The sequence below is a fragment of the Pseudomonas sp. RSB 5.4 genome (assembly GCF_037126175.1).
Classification (GTDB): Bacteria; Pseudomonadota; Gammaproteobacteria; order Pseudomonadales; family Pseudomonadaceae; genus Aquipseudomonas; species Aquipseudomonas fluorescens_H.
In genome coordinates, this window is the sequence record NZ_CP146986.1 from 1,496,436 (window position 1) to 1,514,524 (window position 18,089).

Annotated in this window: 19 protein-coding genes; 5 read left to right on the forward strand and 14 right to left on the reverse strand. The window is 53.0% G+C overall.

The window, feature by feature from the left end:
* The first annotated feature begins 126 nt into the window (after positions 1–126).
* Both V9L13_RS06635 and V9L13_RS06640 read left to right on the forward strand, forming a co-directional pair.
* Entirely contained in the window at positions 127–2,556 is a 2,430-nt protein-coding gene (locus V9L13_RS06635; RefSeq protein WP_338801940.1) for an arylsulfatase, read from the forward strand.
* A 94-nt stretch (positions 2,557–2,650) separates the two neighbouring features.
* Positions 2,651–3,940, forward strand: a complete 1,290-nt coding sequence (locus V9L13_RS06640) for an anaerobic sulfatase maturase (RefSeq protein WP_338801941.1) — start codon at positions 2,651–2,653, stop codon at positions 3,938–3,940.
* 315 nt (positions 3,941–4,255) lie between these two features.
* On the opposite strand, the gene V9L13_RS06645 is transcribed toward V9L13_RS06640, so the two are convergent.
* Positions 4,256–4,555, reverse strand: coding sequence for a hypothetical protein (locus V9L13_RS06645; protein WP_338801942.1), 300 nt, complete (start codon positions 4,553–4,555; stop codon positions 4,256–4,258).
* Between the two features lie 152 nt (positions 4,556–4,707).
* Between V9L13_RS06645 and V9L13_RS06650 the strand changes: the two genes are divergently transcribed.
* Complete coding sequence (locus tag V9L13_RS06650; RefSeq protein ID WP_338801943.1) at positions 4,708–5,007, forward strand: hypothetical protein; 300 nt, start codon at positions 4,708–4,710, stop codon at positions 5,005–5,007.
* A 52-nt stretch (positions 5,008–5,059) separates the two neighbouring features.
* Here the strand turns inward: V9L13_RS06650 and V9L13_RS06655 are convergent, their stop codons facing one another.
* The 4 genes from V9L13_RS06655 to V9L13_RS06670 form a co-directional block, all read right to left on the reverse strand.
* On the reverse strand, positions 5,060–5,593 hold the full coding sequence (locus tag V9L13_RS06655) for an HAD domain-containing protein (protein WP_338801944.1): 534 nt from the start codon (positions 5,591–5,593) through the stop codon (positions 5,060–5,062).
* 297 nt (positions 5,594–5,890) lie between these two features.
* Positions 5,891–6,454, reverse strand: coding sequence for a hypothetical protein (locus V9L13_RS06660; RefSeq protein ID WP_338801945.1), 564 nt, complete (start codon positions 6,452–6,454; stop codon positions 5,891–5,893).
* A 75-nt stretch (positions 6,455–6,529) separates the two neighbouring features.
* Entirely contained in the window at positions 6,530–6,928 is a 399-nt protein-coding gene (locus V9L13_RS06665; RefSeq protein ID WP_338801946.1) for a hypothetical protein, read from the reverse strand.
* 171 nt (positions 6,929–7,099) lie between these two features.
* Positions 7,100–7,471 carry a hypothetical protein gene (locus tag V9L13_RS06670; protein ID WP_338801947.1) on the reverse strand — a complete coding sequence of 124 codons (372 nt, stop codon included), beginning with the start codon at positions 7,469–7,471 and terminating at the stop codon, positions 7,100–7,102.
* A gap of 404 nt (positions 7,472–7,875) precedes the next feature.
* On the opposite strand from V9L13_RS06670, the gene V9L13_RS06675 reads away from it, so the two are divergent.
* Positions 7,876–8,343 (forward strand): helix-turn-helix domain-containing protein, encoded by a 468-nt coding sequence (locus V9L13_RS06675; protein WP_338801948.1) that lies wholly within the window; start codon positions 7,876–7,878, stop codon positions 8,341–8,343.
* Between the two features lie 361 nt (positions 8,344–8,704).
* Here the strand turns inward: V9L13_RS06675 and V9L13_RS06680 are convergent, their stop codons facing one another.
* The 6 genes from V9L13_RS06680 to V9L13_RS06705 all read right to left on the reverse strand — a co-directional run bounded on the left by V9L13_RS06680 (position 8,705) and on the right by V9L13_RS06705 (position 15,037).
* Entirely contained in the window at positions 8,705–9,730 is a 1,026-nt protein-coding gene (locus V9L13_RS06680) for a TniQ family protein (RefSeq protein ID WP_338801949.1), read from the reverse strand.
* Positions 9,731–9,767: 37 nt separating this feature from the next.
* Positions 9,768–10,520 carry a hypothetical protein gene (locus V9L13_RS06685; RefSeq protein WP_338801950.1) on the reverse strand — a complete coding sequence of 251 codons (753 nt, stop codon included), beginning with the start codon at positions 10,518–10,520 and terminating at the stop codon, positions 9,768–9,770.
* Between the two features lie 69 nt (positions 10,521–10,589).
* On the reverse strand, positions 10,590–11,522 hold the full coding sequence (locus tag V9L13_RS06690) for a TniB family NTP-binding protein (protein WP_338801951.1): 933 nt from the start codon (positions 11,520–11,522) through the stop codon (positions 10,590–10,592).
* On the reverse strand, positions 11,519–13,558 hold the full coding sequence (locus tag V9L13_RS06695) for a hypothetical protein (RefSeq protein WP_338801952.1): 2,040 nt from the start codon (positions 13,556–13,558) through the stop codon (positions 11,519–11,521). The genes V9L13_RS06690 and V9L13_RS06695 overlap by 4 nt, the downstream gene beginning before the upstream one ends.
* Positions 13,559–13,562: 4 nt before the next feature.
* Positions 13,563–13,934: a hypothetical protein gene (locus V9L13_RS06700; protein ID WP_338801953.1), complete on the reverse strand. Its 372-nt coding sequence runs from the start codon at positions 13,932–13,934 to the stop codon at positions 13,563–13,565.
* 491 nt (positions 13,935–14,425) lie between these two features.
* Positions 14,426–15,037 (reverse strand): dTMP kinase, encoded by a 612-nt coding sequence (locus V9L13_RS06705; RefSeq protein ID WP_338801954.1) that lies wholly within the window; start codon positions 15,035–15,037, stop codon positions 14,426–14,428.
* Between the two features lie 389 nt (positions 15,038–15,426).
* Here V9L13_RS06705 and V9L13_RS06710 point away from each other — a divergent pair, with 389 nt between their 5' ends.
* Positions 15,427–16,086, forward strand: coding sequence for a carbonic anhydrase (locus V9L13_RS06710; RefSeq protein WP_338801955.1), 660 nt, complete (start codon positions 15,427–15,429; stop codon positions 16,084–16,086).
* A gap of 98 nt (positions 16,087–16,184) precedes the next feature.
* On the opposite strand, the gene V9L13_RS06715 is transcribed toward V9L13_RS06710, so the two are convergent.
* The 3 genes from V9L13_RS06715 to V9L13_RS06725 all read right to left on the reverse strand — a co-directional run bounded on the left by V9L13_RS06715 (position 16,185) and on the right by V9L13_RS06725 (position 17,965).
* Positions 16,185–16,433 (reverse strand): CsbD family protein, encoded by a 249-nt coding sequence (locus V9L13_RS06715; protein WP_103483401.1) that lies wholly within the window; start codon positions 16,431–16,433, stop codon positions 16,185–16,187.
* Between the two features lie 87 nt (positions 16,434–16,520).
* On the reverse strand, positions 16,521–16,700 hold the full coding sequence (locus V9L13_RS06720) for a CsbD family protein (RefSeq protein WP_003224883.1): 180 nt from the start codon (positions 16,698–16,700) through the stop codon (positions 16,521–16,523).
* 137 nt (positions 16,701–16,837) lie between these two features.
* Positions 16,838–17,965, reverse strand: a complete 1,128-nt coding sequence (locus V9L13_RS06725; RefSeq protein WP_338801956.1) for a diguanylate cyclase — start codon at positions 17,963–17,965, stop codon at positions 16,838–16,840.
* Between the last annotated feature and the right edge of the window lie 124 nt (positions 17,966–18,089).

An 18,089-nucleotide genomic window follows, 5' to 3' on the forward strand; every position in this document is an offset into this window, starting at 1 on the left:
GAAGCCCGTGGCACTCCCAAACGGCCCGTGATTTCGAGAATGAACTGCACATTCACATGTGCACATTTCGGGTAACGGACTACTCTTTTCAGATTTGAATGAAATGGAGAGTCATGGATGAACCCCATGAAGCGCAGTTCCAACGCCCCGTTCACCTCCCGTTACTTGATGACAGCGCCGGCCTTGCTGATGTTGGCCGGTGTAGTACAAGGTGACCAGTCTCTGCCGATGCAGCCTGTACCGTTTGACGGCAAGCTCGGATTGACCACCAAAGACTCGGCAAAGCCGCACTTTTCCGCTTCACCTATCGCTCCCAAAGACGCGCCCAACGTATTGATTGTTTTGCTGGACGATGTCGGATTTTCTGCCTCGAGCACGTTCGGCGGGCCGGTGAATACGCCTACCCTTGAAGGACTGGCTGACAAAGGTTTGCGGTATACCCAGTTTCATACCACCGCCATGTGTTCCCCGACCCGTGCAGCGCTATTATCCGGGCGTAACCATCACTCAGTGCATACCGGCCAAATCATGGAAATGGCCACGGGATATCCGGGCTACGACTCGATGGTCGGCAAAGACACCACCGGCATTGGCACCATCCTGCGCGACAACGGCTGGAATACCGCCTGGATCGGCAAGGATCACAACGTACCGGATTGGGAAACCAGTCAGGCTGGCCCCTTCGACCGCTGGCCAACCGGACTGGGTTTCGAGAAGTTTTATGGGTTCATCGGCGGGGACATGAACCAATGGCGAGCCTTGGTGTTTGATGGCACTCAACCCATCGAGCCTTACATCGGCAAGCCTGATTACAACCTGGACTACGATCTCGCCGACCAGGCGATCAAATATCTGCATATGCAACATGCTGTAGCGCCGGACAAACCGTTCTTTCTGTATTACGCGCCGGGTGCCACCCATGCGCCGCACCATCCGCGCAAGGAATGGGTGGAGAAGTACAAAGGTCAGTTCGACATGGGCTGGGACAAGTTGCGCGAGCAGACCTTTGCGCGTCAGAAACAGCTTGGAATCATTCCCCCAGAGACCCAACTCACCGCCAGACCCGACAGCATTCCGGCGTGGGATTCCCTGAATCCCGATCAGAAAAAACTCTATGCGCGCATGATGGAAATTTACGCGGGCTATCTCGAACAGACTGACTACAACGTCGGTCGCGTAGAGAAAGCCATCGATGACATGGGGCTGCGCGACAACACACTGGTCATTTATATCGTCGGAGATAACGGCGCCAGCGCCGAGGCGGGCTTGAGTGGCGCGACCAACCTGGAAGCCGCGATGAATGGCGTGGTGCCGACGACCGAGCAAATGCTCTCGCAATTCGACGACCTGGGTACGTGGAAAACCTACAACCACTACCCGGTGGGCTGGGCACATGCAATGGACACACCGTTCCAGTGGACAAAGCAGATCGCCTCACACTACGGCGGCACACGAAACGGCATGGTCATCTCGTGGCCCGGGCATATCAAGGACGAAGGCAGTATCCGTACACAGTGGCACCATGTGATCGACATTCTGCCCACCGTGCTCGATGTCGCTCATGTGCCGGCTCCCACTTCGGTTGAAGGCATCAAGCAACGTCCGATCGAAGGTGTGAGCATGGCTTACACCTTCGATCAGCCGAAGACCGCGTCCACACGCAAGACGCAATATTTCGAGTTGTTCGGCAATCGGGCGATTTACCACGACGGCTGGGTAGCGGCCACCACCCCCGTGGCGGCACCTTGGTCAACCAGCGTGCCAAACGTTGATGTCATCACTGGCTATAACTGGGAGCTTTATCACGTCGAGAAGGACTTCAGCGAAGCCAATGACGTGGCCAAGGAAATGCCTGACAAACTCAAGGAAATGCAGAAACTGTTCTACGCCGAAGCGGCCAAATACAACGTATTGCCGCTGGACAATGATCGGGTGATGCGACTCAACCCGATCAACCGGCCGAGCCTGTCTCCGGGGCGCACTTCATTCACCTATTACGCAGGCAGCAAGCGTATTCCGGAGGGCGTAGCGCCAGACATCAAAAACAAATCCTGGAGTCTGACCGCCAATCTGGAGATTCCGGCCAACGGCGCCGAAGGCATGATTGCAACGCTGGGCGGGTTGTTTGATGGCTGGGCTCTGTATCTGGACAAGGGCAAGCCAGTATTTCATTACAACTTCGGCAATATCGGACACACCAGCATCACCGCCCCGGCGGCTCTCAGCCCCGGGAAACATAAAGTGGTGATGGACTTCAAATATGATGGCGGTGGTATGGGTAAAGGCGGCGCGGCGACCCTGTACGTTGATGATCAACAGGTCGCTCAGGGGCGTATCGAACACACGGTGGCTGTGCGCTTTACCATGAGCGTGGAAACTTTCGATATTGGCGAAGACACCGGCACTCCGGTAAACCTCAGTTATGACGTGCCATTCACCTTCACCGGGCAGATCGACGACGTGACAATCGATCTCAAGCCGCAATCTCCGGAAATGGCCAAGGCCCAACAACTGATCGAGCAGAAAGCAGCGCAGTTGGCTGAAGAGAGGAAATAGCCTTGTACGGCGCCCTTACGGGGCACCACTGGGTTGACAGTCTTTCCATTACTCCATGTGCCCCAGGGTGCATCTGTTCGCAAGGGGCTTATAGATGGCTGCTACAAGCGAAGCTCAAGTCCGCGTTCCGGCCTTCTCCTTTCACGCCATGGCCAAGCCTAGCGGCGCCGACTGCAATCTGGACTGCGATTATTGTTTTTATCTGGAAAAGGCCACGCTTTACCGAGAGCAGCGTCGCCATCGCATGGGTCAGGATGTGCTGGAAACCTATGTACGCAACTACATTGAATCGCATCCTGCGCATTCGGAAGTGGCATTCACCTGGCAGGGTGGCGAGCCTACGCTGATGGGGCTGGATTTCTACAGGGAAGCAGTCCAGCTACAGGCTCGATATGGCGAAGGTCGAAAGATCAGCAACAGCTTTCAAACGAACGGCTTGCTGATTGATGACGAGTGGAGCCGATTCTTTGTCGAGCATGACTTTCTGATTGGTCTTTCTCTGGATGGGCCAGCGGATATTCATGACGAATACCGGGTCACGGTTGGCGGCCATCCGAGCCACGCACTGGTGCTGCGCGCCCTACATTTATTCAAGGCTCACGGCGTCAGATTCAATATTCTGGCTTGCGTCAATCGCCGCAGCAGTCAGGAACCACTGCGCATTTACAACTACTTTCGCGAACTCGGCATCGAATACATCCAGTTCATCCCGATTGTGGAGCGCGCGCCCGATGCCGCCGATGAAGCCATGGGTTTTACCCTGCACAGCCCGGGTGGCGGAGTCATCATGAGCGCGAGTCACCAGCGTGCCGAGCAGATCACGCGCTGGTCAGTGCTAGCCGACGACTACGGCAAATTTCTCAACACGATCTTCGACCTGTGGCTGGCCAAGGATGTGGGTAGCGTTTACGTGATGAATTTCGAGTGGGCGCTTGCCAATTACATGGGGGAACCGGGAGCGGCTTGCCACCATCAGCCCACCTGCGGAAGGGGGATTGTCGTCGAACATAATGGCGATGTGTATGCCTGCGACCATTACGTTTATCCCGAATATCATCTGGGCAACATCCAGCACGAGATATTGGCCACGATGCTGCAGACGCCAGAGCAACTAAAGTTCGGCCAGGACAAATTGACTTCACTGCCCAGACAGTGCCGGGAATGCAAAATGCTCAAAGGGTGTTGGGGTGGCTGTCCGAAGCATCGGTTTATCAAGGCCGAGGATGGCGAGGCTGGATTGAATTACCTGTGCAAGGGCTACTACCAATTCTTCGCACACACCGCACCCTATCTACGCACCATTTCCGGGCTGATTGCTCAAGGCCGCTCACCCAGTGAAATCGTTGGAGCCACGCTGATGGTGACTCGACTTGAGAATGACTGATTCAATACCCAAGGATATCTTGGAATAGAACCGCGAGAAGCGTCCGCTTTTGGCCGATCTCTGCCAGTGTCGATGCGCAGCAATGAATCGCTACGCCCCGGTCATGGATGCTAAGCGCGTTGTTCAAGTCCAATGCAAATGGCAGTTCAGAACAGATAGAAAGGGTGATCAAGTGCAGTGCGATTTGGCAACGCGGACGTAGTCGCCAGCCAGCCTAAGCGCCCAACGTTTGTTTCCACTGACTACAGTATCGATAGGTCGATGAGGCGCGGTATATGACGAGCCGCTGCATTCGTGACTGGACGCAGGGAGCTGTCAGTCGTCTCTCCAAGGATCGAATTTGTTCCCATACATAGCCCGTAAGGCGCGATTGCGTTCGATGCGCCTGATCCACGGATCGTACTCTTCGGCCAACGCGGCAAGCTTAGCGCTGATGATCATTTGCACCGCCTCGTCACGCAGTAACCTGCTGGTCAGCTCGCGGTAATCGCCACGTGTAACCACGCCATAAACGGCGTGATTGTCTTTTACGTAGAGATCGGTCATTCCTACCCGCATATGTCCATATTTTTCTACGTCATCGGGGTAAATGTCCTCAAGGCTGAGGTGTCCCATATCCAACTCCAGGCTTCAAAGGTGCTATCGAAAACCTGCGCCATCATTGAAGTCGTACCTTCGCGCCAGCGCCTACAAATCCAGCCAACAGCAAGCCATTAAATGTGCGCATGATAGCCTCGGCACAGCCATAACTGCTCTGAGAATCCGCTATGAACACACCCGACGCACGTGCTGATTTCAACACCCTGATCAACGCACCAAAATTTTCGGACGACCCAATCGGGCAGCAGCAGAAGAAACGGTGGCGAATGCTGGCTGAAGACATTTACCAAAGCACAACAGTAGAGGCACTGCTCGAAGCGAGAGGCAAAGCAGAAGGCTACATCCATGGCCTTTTGGATGCCGGACACCTCTCGACCAAGGACTACGAGCGTGATTACCTAATTCTGTGCATCGCTCAAAGGCGGCGTGAATTTCTGCGCAAATTGCTTAACGAATACGGTTACTGAAGCAATAAACTCGTGCTTTAGCAGCAATTCCAAAGCGTCTCGGGGAATGTCTTTACGTCCCCATCGAGGCTCTCAGCTTGAACCGTAGCTCCTCCTGAGTCGGCGCTGAGCTAAGGCCCAGGTTGGAATCAGTGCGAATCAACCGTCGATCGTGATCTGGCCAGCTTTCAAAAGGATCATCATCCAGGGCGATCCAATTCGTCAGGCCCGCCCTGGTTACTGCAGTACGGATCTGCTGATAGCGGCTGTACATGTCATATCCCTCAAGAGGCGCCTTGGGCATTCTTGAGTGCCATGTACTGCTCACGGTGAGAGCCTGCAACTCTAGCGGTAAGGCAGCGCGTGCACGGCGGTAACCGAGGATGCGCACCCAGCTTGTCGATAAGCTGATTTTGACTTGAGGAAAGTCCTCCAGTATCTCTACCAGGATTCCGGCATGCATCATGAGTTGCCCGGGTGCACGCAACACCAAACCACTCCGAGTACGGTAAACGTCGTCCGGGTGCAGCACCCCATCAAAATCGAGAAATAGAACTCGATCATTCGGCGTCAGCCGGCTGCTTGTCGGGCAGTTCGAATTAAGCATGGTTAAGTACTCTCAAAGCCGGCCCTCCTATCAGCTATCTACCTACCTTGGAGAGCCCTGCCGTATGCACTCAATCAACTCCATCAAAAGTTCGTCAAGACTCACCAGGCCATCCGCATATCGCTGCATCTCAGCAAGGTGCGTAGAGGAAGGCCTCACACCTTCGAGTGCCTGACAGCCAAGAACCTCCGCCACCGCTTTGCGACGTCGCTCACGCTCAAGCTCATCGGTCTGCACGAGCCACCTCTCCTTCGCTTAGAAAGCCTTCACCAAAGGGAAAGCCAGGCTATCTAGCGTTTACTTAAACGCCTTACTGAAGCGCTGGGAAAGCGTCACAGCATCGATCACTGCCCAGCTCTCCGGGTCATTGCTTTTCATGATCCAATTGATCGCAATCCCCACCATGACCAGCCCTGCCAAGATCCCCTCCCAGAACGCCCAAACAAAGGTTGTCCGAACCAGGTAATCAGGGTCAACGCTTCCGGAAAGTAGGTGAATCGGATAGGGAGAAAGGAAGCACCCTGCAATGAACGCCAAGATCATCAAGGGCACTGCGTAGACCATCAACATCACCGGCACCTTGATCTGGTACTGCCTCGCTGCTACAAGCTTGCCGTTCGCGCCCTTCATGGCGTAGATGGTGGCTTTGTTTTCAGTCTTGTCTTTTTTCTTCGTGAAGATGCCGTACAGGGTCACTTGCTCCCCCGCCTCAATCTCTTCAAAAATTTTTCCTGGCAGCAAAACATTCGGCAATACCTGCCCATCGATAACGATACGCGCGGTCACAGTCCCCTGCTCAGTAGCAATCACTCGTGGCTTCTCGATCACTCCAGTGACCTGCCGACAATCAAATCGAATCAAAACGTGCTCCTGCAATTTTTAAAGGCGTAGCCAATCGCACCGCGTGAATGGCGGCGTGGGTGAAAGTTGTGTCATTTACGCGCGAAACGAAAAAACGGTACTAAGTGCTGCTGGCTTCCGTGAACCATCACCAAGCAATAGGTAGACCGTGCTTTTTGTTTCAAACATGTAGTCAGTCGAGGAAACACCAAAATTACTTCTCACCCACATCGAGGGCTGGAAGCGCCCTTTACTGTCCAGGACTACCTCGTGGGCGTACAAAGTTGCTGGCAGCAACCCAAAATTTTTCAGTTTTTCGACCTCATCACATGTCACAGTGAGGTCGATCAGAATCCATTGCCGTACTACGCAGAAAGCCTTGCCAGGGAATGTCATTGCTGCCAAAGCGATCAGGTCTTCCTGAGTGCCTTGCCAACCAGAAATTTGTTCCCCTGCTCCGTAGAAGAGCTGCGAGATTTCCTCCAACGTCACCATTAATAATTCTCCTTCATGTCGAGTTCACTCACTGCAAGCATCGCGATTTCAGATCGATGTCGCCGGCGAAGATGACCACGTCCGCATAGCGCAGAGCGGGATCGAAGCGAGCAAATTCACACTGGAAATCTGAACAGATTTGAAGCTTTATCGGAGTTGCCGTATTTAGTCCTAAGGAAATTCCGAAACTGCTGGAGACGCAGCTTTTGAACCTTCGTAGATAGTCCGAATGCCGGTGAGTGAATCTGCGTCTTGGCAATCTCGAGCACTGCTATAAACAGCACCGCTGGCAACCTTGTGAAGCAAGACGCACTCGCCTGCTTGATCGTATCCGATGACCAAGCTGACCAGCGCTTCCATGCGCTCTGAAGCACTTCCGTTCACCGATGGTGCAGTCACTACCTGAACATCCTCAACCAAGAAAGTTGGGCTATGCAGCGCCAGTAATTCGGAAAGTAAGGTGGCGTCTGTTGGCATCAATTTTTTGGTGCGACGTGTGTTTCCCTCTGTTAACCGAATTGTGACGTGATACCAAGGATGCATTGTTTCAAGCTCCACCATTCGCCATGCGGATCGCCCTAGCCCAGGGAAGCCAGGTAGGCCTACCAAGCATGATTCGTGTGAAATAAACATTTTTCGTTACCCACCTGTAGTACGCATGTGCGGTACCCCTCTTAAATTAGCGCGGCCTTGCCTATGGAAAATCCGTGCGCCATAGCCGTAGAAAATCCCCTCCCTCTCTGGATCCCATCGAGTCAATACATCCAATATGTTCACGGCTCTCGCGGTCTCGAATTCGTGTTGTCGAGCTCTGCGAGATACCTGGAAGCAGGTAGAACGACCAATTTGCGCGAGCCTTCGTCTCTACTATTCCAGAATAATAACATTAATCGACGTTTATCTAAACACTTCGAATGTGGCCCTATCCTCGCTTTTTAGGGACGATCATGTCGCTCAAGAAAGAGATTGCCGCAACGATCCGGGTAGTCCGGTCGGTGCGCGGGCTAGCATACGAAGACTTAGCGCCTGTCACCGCACGCACGAACATCAGTGCGCTCGAACGTGGGAAGATCAACATCACCGTTGATAAATTGATCGAGCTATCCACACCTCTGAAGCTTGACCCTGTGGCTCTTCTTGCGATCAGCATCTCCATGAGCAATGGCGAGCCCCCCGAAGCGGCCCTGGAACGAGCCCGTATCGAGCTCGAGAGTTTCCGATCAGAAGGAGGCTTAGATCTTCTTGCAACGCAGATTGTTGACGACACGCTCGTTCAGCGCCCCCGAGGGAAACCGGAGGGCTCCAAAAATGCTCAGGCTATTAGGGAGCTCAAGGAGGCAGGATTTAGCCGAAAAGACGTTATGGAAAAGCTCGGGCTATCCAGGTCTACGGTCTATGGGCATTGGAAGGCTTAAGAAGGAAATTAAACCCACCCACTCCATACCTCCAGGAGGCTTGGTCGGTGCGCTTTAAATCCAACAGCATTGTCTACATTGGCCAGCTTGCTAAACACCAACACTGCGCACTTTCAGCTTGTCACTAGCATAGTAAAGGTGTGCAGAGCTTTCTCAGGTAACCACTGCAGGCTGAACCTTCGAAAGCCGCACCTCCACAACTAGGCATCACGCGCTCGACTAGATTTCTCAATAAATCTTGGGAAACAAAAAACCAGCCTTCCTGCTGACGAACGTCTACTGGAGGCCAGGTCAAGCGCTCTGACTCAAACCTGATTAGCTTAGCAAGGAGACTGTGGGGAGACTCTGATGAGTGCTAGGGTCAATTAGGGCTTCCGATCGCCCAAGCGATTTGTTCAAGCTCAACCGCGGAGAGCTGCTCACTAGCCTCCTTTCTCGCGACCTTGACGGCTTCGTTGCCCAACGCTACTCGCCCACATTCTGCAATTTCCGCACGATCAACAGGAAAAAACCAAGTGGTCGAGCGAGTCATCGCTCGTATCAACTCAGCCTCATGCTTTGAAATCACCCCATAGGCAATACCGAGTAGCCAGTACGCTACACATAGGTGAATGGGTTCTGCCTCATCGAACAAAGCATCAATCCCAAGAACTTGGCTCAGAGAATTCGTATACCTCTGTCGGGATAAGGGGCGGAAATACTGGCTGGCGAATCCGGAAACCACCTCCCCGCTGGCATCGCGCCAAAGCCATAGATACATCAAGAATCTCGCAGAACTGAAGCTCAGTTCAGGTATGTTCCCGCATCTCACCTGAACATTGAGCCATTGCTGCGACCGTGCAATCAAGCGCAGCAGAAAACGATTTTCTGCGAGAGCGACATGGGAACTCAGCCTAGACAATGCGAAGTTGACCTGTAACCTCATAGCGGGACTACCGATATATTCTTCAAATGCAACCCATGCTTTGTTTACGTAATTCAAGCGGGTCTCCTGCACCCTTCTCAGCAACACCGGCGATTCATGCAGGAAGCAAACGGCAGCACCTTGGACGCGCCAAGAGCGACGCCACGCAGGTGCGTGATTGGTTGCCACGTCGTCGCAGAGACACTCGGGACAATAAACTGTACTTGAATCAAACATCAGTAACGGTCTTTCTGGCAGGCGGAAAACAGAAGCACTACTGACGTTAAAAAATGCATCAAACTGTTGAGTAAAACTCTCGTTTTCTACTAAAGCATCAATGTCACCAGACATTCCAAGGAGGTGAGCTTTGATATGCGCCTGGATAGCGGCTCGGTCGACGAAGCTGCCCAGAACCAATCGTGCTAGCCAAGACGAGAGCGTTTCATCGTAGATCGGGCTGATCAGTCGCGAGCATACTGGCATGTCATTCACCATAATTAACAAGATAAACTACACGACCTCAAGCGCACGCTTGGCATTGCTGAAATACCTCGACTGCCGTCTCGCCTACTAGCCCTCGGGTCTTGTGATGAATCGCATTAACATCAGGGGCAAAGGTGCTCCGGGCTGAAATATTTTGTTGTACGAGACTCTGCACGAAATCAGCGTAACGTTTGTCATTAGTCATTGGAGTTAATCTCAGGCATTCAGGGTTCAATGCTTCCAAAAGCTGGAGATATTTATTAGCATCGTTATGTGTCGCGGCAATCACGAGCTTCGCACGCATAGGTAACGACAAGAGGTATGTCAGCGAAGCGCGTGTACCCCGAGTGATATGGGGGGTGAACATCAGAAATCGACCAGCATCATGAATCAAGAAATACCTATAACCGCGTAAGGCTAGTACGCTCTCAAAAACTGCAGGCATCTTCTGATTGGCGTCTTTGCGGATCGTGTTGGGCATCTGCAGCGCTTCGACGACACTTTGCAAAACGAAGCGCGGATCACTGTCGTCATCTTCATAAAGGGCAAGTGCCCGGCCTTTGCTTCGGCTCAATCTACGCTCAATCTCATAGACGACTGAACTCAATCCCGAGCTATGTTCGCCAGCGATCAGGATTACCCTTGGCTCGCATTCTGACAACAACATCTCCAAGCATTTAGTGACAGCACGTTCATTTCCGCTATTCGTGAGCCAACGTTCATGGGCAGCCTGCAGAAAAGCAGGTGTACAAGAGAAATCAACTGAAGGCGATTCATCAATAATAGCCATGGCTGACACCTTGCCCGTACGTTATGGTTCATTGCTCCGCTCACTCAGTGCGCTTATGCATCTTCGGCCTCACTCGCTATCGACCAGAACCTTGAGCGATCCCCACTCAACTGTTGGCATCGAATTGCTCATATAGGAATGGGTGTCACGCAGAGTATTTTCGTCCACGTACTCCTGACCATGCAGCAACGCATACCGGTGAGCCTCAGCGAACAAATCGATAATAAGGCGCAACGAAGCGACTGCCGCATCACTACCTTCAGGTGGTGCGAGGCTGTGCTGAAGCAGCGTGCTAAGGAACGAATCTGTGGTGACCGCTGAGTACTGCTTCATGGGCATGCACGACTCATACGCAGCGATGAAGCCCGCGAGATCCGCATTGAACCACCAAGATTTCATCGTTTGCCTACGGTTGGCGAAACGCGATCTGAGATGTTCATTTCCCATAACAGTGTTAGAAAAATCGTGTGTTCCAACAAGGATAAGGTTCACAAGCCACCGTCGCCCAGCCAAACCACGCGCTGACAGTAAGTTCTTCTTCCAGATCCGAGCGATACTTGTTTCCTCTGTTTCGCCAAACTCATCGACGGCCAACGCGCCGATATTAAAGTCTTTGATTGCACGCCAGGCTTCTCTGGCGGTACGGATATAGGGACGATCACACCGGATACCTATTTCTTCGATAACCCGTTTCTGCACGTTAAGCTCATTGGTATTCTCAGACATGTCGACATAAACGATTTTCCGTTTCCATGCACTGTTTGGTGCCCAGCTCTGGTCAGCCCATCGCTGCACCATCGTCGACTTACCGGCGCCAATTGCGCCTGTGATCAGCATTCCAGGGTTGTAGGTGCGGCGTGGAAGGTTTACGAGCTCCATAGCCAGATCCATAGCTCTGGTCGCCGCCGGATAATCAATCCAGATCTCGCGCATGCATGCCAACGCACGCTCCTCAGCAGGCAGATGCAAGAGCACGAGAGCTTCAGGCGTGAGCTCGATCATGACCGTTCCTCCGCTTTGAAGGGGATAACGTTGGCAAACTGATTGGTCTCTACCGGTTTGGCAGCAGGTTCATGTACGTCAGCCGGGATAAGCCCCATCCTCTGGGCTTGCTCCACTGAGGCTTTCGCCCGCAAACACTTCTTCCCCTCTTTCTTGCTAGTGACAATTAGCTTCCGGACTAATTGATGGGCTTCCACGCCATGAGGAGTCATGCTGCCAGTCAGCATTCTAGAGCGTCGCATTGCCTGCTGTTCGATATGGGTATGGGGTACCCTACCGGACTTGAGGGCTCTAACGATGTGCCAGAGTCCGTTATACAATACATACAGCTGGTGCAGGTTCAATGGACTGCGACGCACCGAAACGCTCTTGTGTCGATTTATGAGCGCCCGTGTTGGCCCGTGGTCATAAACGACCCCTTTATATTTAATGCCCTCTGGCCTCACCTGTACTCGACCGCCTGGGAGCATGTTGATCATAAATGCTTCAGCTTTCTTGGCGCTCAATGCAGGCGGACGCATTATGCCGAGACGTTTCAAGCCACTTTCCCATCGCTGGATGGGGGTCAGTCGATCAACCTCTCGCACAGTATTGTTCAGACGAATAACTTCACCGTACAACATCTGACTGAACCGTCTAAGGTTGTATACCGCTTTCGCCTCTGGATTGAAGTCCGCGTCTCCTCTTGGGCGCGCCCCTGTGCTTCCGTCCAACCTTTCCACAAAAAAGGTCTCCAGCAGCTTCACTCCATCTTCTGCTCCGCCTCCTTGCTGAACCCTATTACGATACTCATATAAGATCCCAAACTTGTCACAGGTGGCCCGAAAATGATGGTTATCGAATTCAGATCCTTTGTCGACCAAAACGCCACTTGGCCAACCGTATATTGGCCATGCTTCTTCGTTCATACCTAGCGCAGAAAGCAAACTTCGTTTATTCATCAGCGCTTGATACATGGCAGCCGCGGTCGTCGCTCGGGACGGTGGGCAGAAGGAGATGTCAACAGCCAGAAATGCACCACTGTAGTCATCGATCACCACATTCAGGTAAGGACGTCCCAATAGCGTTCCCGTTTCGTCGTCGATGAGCATGATGCCTGCTGTCGTGCCATCAATCTGCACACGTGAGAGCGGCCCGTTAAGCTCGAAATCACTGGGGTAAGCGCCATATTTTTTTGAGACGTAGTCACTGCCCCATTTCCTCAGATCGCGCAACCTTGGATCGATCTCATTGAAAACCCGTACAGCGGTGGATCTGGAGAAGGGTTGCTTACCGGCATCCCGGCAAAGCTCCTCAAATACAGGGTAGATAGCCACTGCAGTTGCGCCATCGTTCCTATATGTCAGATCAAACGCCCTCATGTAGAGATCAACGACCTCTGGATCACGATCATTCTCGCCCACGTCCCTACCTGGCTGTTTGGGCACGAGAGATTGCCACCTCGGATCTTTCGCATAAGCGCGTTTCACATCGCCAAAGGCAGTGGATTTCAACCCCATCTTTTCCATTGCAGCTTCTTTGGTCTTAATCACCTTGGATTCGAAGTTCAGCAGTATTTCCTCACGGCGCCGCGCTTCCTTCTGCTGCTCCCAGGTATAGGTTTCGGCACACACAACGCTCTCTGGCAAGGGTTGAACCTCAGCCTTCAGCTTTTTCACGGAGAGCTTCTCGTGCAACGCGCGGATATCATCGGGAGTGAAGCCAAACAGTTCTTCCTTGCGGACGCTACTGAGCGTGTGGTCATCGGATTCCACCACGTATTCATCAGCGTCGCTCCCAAGGCCGACAACTCTGTAGCTGTGATCCGGATCGTCCTTCAACAGCACGAAGTCATCAACTTCGAATCGATCTTCCACGAATATGGCCAGCTCTTTTTTGTGCTGATCACACAATCCAGGCGGCGGGCTCTTTGAGCTTGGCTGGGATATCTCACCATTTGAATTAGGTTCAGCCCTGTCATCCTCTGGACTCGACTGGGCGAACTCATTCTTTGCATTCTTCTGGCTCACTCCTTTTTTTTCATTATCCTGGCTCATCTCATCACCTCCTAGCTTTACGGTTGTTGTTCAACTTCTCTAACTGGCACAACCGCCTCCTCACAAGCGTCCAACCTGGAGCCGCAACATTGATCATGCCGCAGTAAATTCGGATATTCGTATAGACGAAGTGCCGTTCAATGTAAGCTTCTTGATGGGTGTGCCACCAAGATGCCAAAATTACGAATTCACGAATGAATTGTTCTCGGTGAGAAAATGCCTGATGGTGATGATTACTGTTCAATACGAACAACTTGAGCTCATCTAAAAAGTTGCTGATACGCGGATTCGGATAACCGCTGCGTAAGGCAAATCGGCGGTTCTCATGACGTACTGTTTCCCAGAACCCCACCACGGCGGCGCTAGGCGACAGCACGGTCACATCCTTCCGATAAGCAGTTCTAGTTGCACCATCACTCCAACGCTGGATCCTGATGCGGGCCTCGGAATCGAGACCGCCCCGGATCAGATGAAGTTCGGAATCACGGGTGTACCTTGCCAACCCTCCTACAACCCATAGGCCGGGTAACGGCTTGACTGAGTCCTTTGAAGCTTCAGGGCTTGCAGCTGCAGCTGGCGCGTCGTTCGGATGCGTTGGGGATGGTCTGGAGGGGCGGGCTTTGGTTGCGCACATGGTAGCTACCTGATGTAGCGACTCGATATACCTGTTATACCACCGCTAGGACATAGCTTAGTTATCAGCGACGAACGGCGCTAAATATGTCAAATATCGCCGATTTTGTTGCATCACTTTGCCGGAGATTGTTGGCATCGGAATTTGAAGTCTCCTGCATTCAATTGGTTAGAGGAAGAACGGTGATCGGAGAAAATGTCTACCTGCACCAACGCCCGTCTCCGCTCCAACAATCACCCCAGCACCCTATGGATCTCAGAAACAATCTGCATCGTAGCGTGTTCGATTGGTCCCTCATTACGGCACAGAACCCAACCGTGCTCCTTAACCGCTTGCTCGAACATCTCCGTACATGCCACATGCTCTGCGTGCTTCTGGATCACAGTGCCGCCCAATCCTCGCGCGCGTGTCGCAGCCCTTGTCCATGAAGTATCCGGATCGGTGACAACGCCGACATGCAGGTCCGGCACTCGCACGTCTCGATCCAGGTTCAATTGGAGAATGTCGGCAAACGGGATGGTTAGGCGAAACGCTGCATCAGACGGATACCAGCGATCGATCAGGATAATGCTGTCCAGCGGCTGCTCCGTCAGCACGTTTCGGGAAATCCAGCGTCGACTATCAGCCAGGCGCTGGCACACAGCCCATTCCAGATCCTGGGAAGGATTTCTGGCAAGCGTGTTAATCAGGGCCATGGTTTCACCCCTGAAAGGATCGCTTTTTCTCTCGCAAAGCCGGATGATTTTCTTGTTGCTGGCCCTCAGTTCCTTCGTAACGGCCTCCAACAGCGTGGTTTTGCCGGTGCCCTTGGGCCCATCCAGAGAAACAAACAGCGGACGATTCATAGTTCACATAACGATGGTTTCGCGGTTTTCTGCCTCTGTACAGTCGCTTGAACCGCTTGGTGCAAGTGCGCGAAAACAGACAAAAACAGACATGGACTACCACTCTAACCGCATTTTGGGCATTCCAATGGCTGAATCCCCATTTCCAATGACATGACCCCGCCTGACCCGACCACCCTCTTCTGCTTACCTCTGCGAGTTTTGGCTTAGTTTATAGGTGATCAGGTATCAGCTCCTCGCGGCTTCGGCGTCAACATCACTTGGCTTGTAGTACATCGTTGTACGAGTACTGCCAACACGTGCGACGTCTGCGATAATGCCGACCACAGCGGCGCGAAGGCATATCGAGTACTCGTGCCCACATCCGCTATTCAGGTTCGGAGGACTTCATGCAGGACATTATTGACGGCTTTCTGCGCTTCCAGCGCGAGGTTTATCCGCAACGCGTCGAGCTGTTTAAGCAGCTCGCGACAGAACAAAATCCAAAGGCGTTGTTCGTCACCTGCTCGGACAGTCGTGTTGTGCCGGAACTCCTTACGCAGCGCGAACCCGGTGAACTGTTCGTGATTCGCAACGCCGGCAACATTGTGCCGTCTTACGGCCCTGAACCGGGCGGTGTGTCGGCTACCGTCGAATATGCGGTCGCCGTGCTTGGCGTACAGGATATTGTGATCTGCGGCCATTCGGACTGCGGGGCGATGGGCGCGATTTCACGCTGCACGTGCCTGGATCACCTTCCAGCAGTTGCTAATTGGTTACGTCACGCGGACGCCGCGAAAGCGATTAACGCGGCGCACGAGTTCGACACGCCCCGCGCAAAGCTCGACGGCCTCGTGCGCGAAAACGTGATCGCGCAACTGGCGAACCTGCGCACACATCCATCCGTGGCCCTCGCGCTCGAGCAAGGGCGCATGAATCTGCACGGCTGGGTTTACGACATCGAGGCGGGATGCATCGATGCACTTGATGGCGCGACACGACAATTCGTTCCACTTGCTGATTCGCCGACCACCGTTGCGATTGCAGCGCGTAACGGCAGACAGATGTGATAGCGAAAGAAAGATGAGGAAGAAGCCGCCTGTAGCGGCTTCTTGCCAACACCTTGCTTCACATTGTCGATCGCCTCGTTGTTAACATGGAAACGTCTTCAGCGACGAAAAATTCGGTTGATCAGGATCAGCGCCGCAGCACCTATCGCGATTGCAGCTATCGGTTTTTCTTTGACGAAAGTCGAAACGTTATCCAGCGCATCGCCGTAGGATTTAGTCAGCTGTCCAGCCGCTTGATGTCCGGCACCTTCAGCTTCCATCTTCGAATCACCAATCAGTTTCCCGACCGCGCTCTGCGCCTTGCCGGCCAACTTTTCTGCTACGCCTTCTACCTGTTCACTCTTCATGATTCATAAACCTTCGTGTAAGTGGGAAGCTCTGAATAAGCCGACTGCGATGGCAGCCATCGTAGGGAAAGGAATTGCCGCCTGGAGTTACTTTTTGTCTACGGCATCTTTTACTTTGCCAACCACCTGTTGGGCCTCGCCTTTCTTTTCCTGGATCTTCCCTTCGACCTGCAGTTTTTCGCTGCCTGTGACCTTGCCAACACCTTGCTTCACATTACCGATCGCTTCGTTGGCCAAACCTTTGATTTTGTCTGATGTGCCACTCATGATTTTCTCCCGGTTAGGAATAGGCGCCCTGTCTGGACAAAAAAATTGACTGGTGTTTGTCAGTAGGAGTTCCACTTTTTATGCTGTGGGTGCTGGAAAGAAACGTATTGGCGTCCTCTCAAGGTCGCAACAGCCCATCAATCCGCGACAGCAACTTGATTTCGTCCATACGACTTGGCTTTGTACAGCGCTCTGTCTGCATTGTTCATCAAGCTAGAAAGACTTTCTTCGTTAAAGTCCGATGACGCTACGCCAAGGCTGGCGGTTATGCGATCAGCTGGCTCAGCCTTGAGTCTGGAGATGGCCTGGATCAGTTCCTGGGCAATGCTCATGGCGACGTCCAGTGTGGTGTCAGGAAGCAAAATAGCGAACTCCTCGCCTCCTAGTCGGCCATGAACATCGGTTTCACGGATAGATGCAGTGATCACCGCCCCCACCTGCCGCAGCACTTGATCCCCAACCTGGTGACCGTAAGAGTCATTGATGTGCTTGAAGTGATCCATATCGAGCATGACTGCGCACAGCGCGGAACCCTTGCTTTTGCATTCACGGTAAAGCTGATCAGCATCATCGAAAAACGCACGGCGATTCTTCAGGCCGGTCAGCTCATCTGTTCTGGCGGCTCTGACAGAAAGCCGGTTTTCCCGCTCCAACTCTCGGGTCAAGCGAAATGCAGTTTCCAGCGCATCGGACATCTTGCGCGTGGCGCTGGCTACAAACGATGCGAACACAAAAACCGCGAGCGCCATGCCGACCTGCAACGTTGACGGTTGAAACAGCAGCCATATTGAGCACGGCAACAAAACCAGTCCGATGGAGACCATCGTCATGTTCCTGTAAGCCGAGTAACACGACACCGCACTGACAGACATGCCGACAGTGAAGAGCATGACCATCGCCTGAGCCAACAGGTCGTCGACCGGTATGACCGCGAGTGCGCCCGCGCCCCATATCCCTGCAGACAACATAAGCGTGCACCAGTATCTGCGTTCCCAGCGCTGTGGCGTGCGTTCACTGACGTGGCTATGAAAATAGCCAATGAACATGGAGATACGCAGCAACGTCGACAGCGTTAATACCGCTATCCAACCGATAACCACACCGTGATCAAACCGATCCCAACACAGCCAGCAAAGAAGGATTGCCGCCATATAACTGCCGAAAACGGCAGCGCCGGATTGCCGAAATAACTGCTGCAAGCGATCGGTTCGAACCTGTTCGGCTATTTCCGAGCCCTGGTCACTTCTTAGCTCAAGATCATCCATTGAGTCCGCCTGAACATGATGAATCGACAGGACAAATTGTGGCACCTCGCCGCCAGCGCAAACAATCGAGAACGAGCAAGGCGAATAACGCTTTTTATAAGATCTTTATACCCCTGCCTCCAAT